Raw genomic sequence first — 2,139 nt, 5'->3', positions numbered from 1 at the left:
GGCCTTCTCAACGCCGTCGACAAGGACAAGATCAAGAGCATCGTCGCCAATGTCGACGCGGTAACCGGTAACCTCAAGGAGACGTCGAAGCAGCTCGACGGCGTGATCAAGAACGTCGATACAGCCGTGGGATCGGTCAACGACTTCGCCAAACGGACGCAAGGCACGCTGGCCAAGGTCGACAACGTGATCGACGGTATCGATCCCGCACAAGTGCGCTCGGCGCTCGCCAACATCCAAAAGGCCAGCGAGAGCGCCGACAAGGCCGCCGCCGATATCGCTGAGGTGACCCACAAGTTCGCCAACCGGGCCGACGACATCGACCAGACGATCAAGGACGCAAAGCAGCTCGCGCAACGGCTCAACGATGCCTCGGTGCGGGTCGATGGCATTCTTGCCAGGGTCGATACCTTGCTCGGGTCGGGGCAGGCCGATGGCGTGATGGCGGATGCCAGGGCGACGCTGAAGTCGTTCAAGCAGGTTGCCGACACGCTGAATGCCCGCCTTGGCGTCATCACCGACAATCTGGCGCGCTTCTCGGGACAGGGACTTTCGAATGTCGAGGCCTTGGTGCAGGACAGCCGCCGTTCGATCAGCCGCATCGAAGAGGCGGTGACCGATCTCAGCCGCAATCCGCAGCGCATCCTTTCGGGTGGCGACGGCGAGGTTCGGCAATTCGATGGCAGGGCGCGGCGTTGACTTCGGCGACGGCGCGCCCCAGAAACATGAGCCGCGAAAGCGGGTCGATCTTACGATCCGGGGACAACGGGGATCGCGCGTGAAGTCTGTGTGGGTGAAAACGGGCGGGTTGACATCGGCTGCGGCACTGCTTGCCCTGACGCTGGCCGGCTGCGCGGCGTTGGGCGGCAAGCCCGCGCCGCTCGATACGTTCGAGCTGTCGGCGCCGTCGATCGACGCGCATGGCCATAGCCGCCGCCAGATCCTGATCGCGCAGCCGTCGGCGCTCAAGGCGCTGGACAGCCAGAACATCGTCATCAAACCGTCGGATCGCTCGATCCAGTATCTTAAGGGCGCGCAATGGGCCGACCGGCTGCCGCTGATCGTGCAGGCGCGGCTGGCCGAGACCTTCCAGCGCTCGGGCAGCTTTGCCGGCGTCGGCAAGCCGGGCGAGGGCCTGGCGATCGACTATCAGGTGATCGTCGAAATCCGGTCCTTCGAGGTGCGTGTCGACGGCGGCGAACATGCCGAGGTCGATCTGTTCGTGCGGATCCTGAACGATCGCAACGGCGAGGTCCGTGCCTCCAAGAGCTTCACCGCAGCCGCACCCGTCTCGGGCAGCGGCAATCCTGCCTATGTCAGCGCGCTCGACAAGGCGTTCGGCGACGCCGCCGGGCAAATCGTGCGCTGGACGGATTCGGTGATCTGAGCCGGCCGAGCTTTCAAAGCGATCGTGCGTCGCGTTGAAACCACGTCGCACAGCGCATCGACTAAAGATCTTTGGTTTGCGCCGCCCCTCATTGCCCTGCCGGGCATTTCTCCCCGTATAGTGACGGGGAGAAAGACGTTGTCGCCGAAGATTTCGCCAATCGCCAACGTTGCTGAATGGGCGCCGGGAGTGCGGCCATCTCCTTCTCCCCGTCACTATATGGGGAGAAGGTGCCGGCAGGCGGATGAGGGGCGGCGCCGACCGATTGTGATCCTCGTCGCCCGCTCAGTGCAGGCGGCCGCTCGCATGGGCCAGCATGGTGTAGACCTTGCCGGTGTCCGACGTCAGGTAGGTCTGCGCCATGATGTTGTCGCGGTCGTTGCGCGAGATATCCTTGAGCAGCTTCTCGAAATCGTCGCAGTAGCGGTCGACAGCGGCGCGGAACTCGGCTTCCGCCTGATACTTGCGACGGATCTCGTCGAACGTCTGCTGTCCCTTCAACGTGTAGAGCCGCCTTGTGAACACGTCACGCTCGCCACGCCGGTAGCGGTTCCACAGCTCGATCGAAGCCTCGTGGTCGATGGCACGCGCGATATCGACGGAGAGCGAGTTCAGCGATTCCACGACATGCAGGGGCGAGCGCTGGGCAGGGTAGCGCGCTGCGCTTCCACGGGGGCCGTAGGGGCTGCCGACCTGAGGTCCTCATCGTTCGATGCCGCGGTCAGCAGATCCCGCACCCATCCGCCCTGGGG

The 2,139-nt window shown here is 64.2% G+C and carries 1 protein-coding gene and 2 pseudogenes; 2 read left to right on the top strand and 1 reads right to left on the bottom strand.

Annotated features, from left to right (window positions below; translation table 11 throughout):
• Positions 1 to 699 (top strand): annotated as a pseudogene (locus EN939_RS31330) (MCE family protein); the annotation flags it as partial.
• Between the two features lie 79 nt (positions 700 to 778).
• The gene (locus tag EN939_RS31325; RefSeq protein ID WP_419197529.1) at positions 779 to 1,387 is read left to right on the top strand and encodes an ABC-type transport auxiliary lipoprotein family protein; all 609 of its coding nucleotides are present in this window, start codon (positions 779 to 781) and stop codon (positions 1,385 to 1,387) included.
• A gap of 285 nt (positions 1,388 to 1,672) precedes the next feature.
• Here the strand turns inward: EN939_RS31325 and EN939_RS31315 are convergent.
• Positions 1,673 to 2,139, bottom strand: a pseudogene (locus EN939_RS31315) (hypothetical protein); the annotation flags it as partial.

Origin of the sequence: Mesorhizobium sp. M7A.F.Ca.CA.002.05.1.1 (genome assembly GCF_003998335.1) — a bacterium.
Lineage (GTDB): Bacteria > Pseudomonadota > Alphaproteobacteria > Rhizobiales > Rhizobiaceae > Mesorhizobium.
The sequence above is the reverse complement of the archived record's forward strand: the minus strand, read 5'-3'. Positions and strand labels throughout refer to the sequence as shown.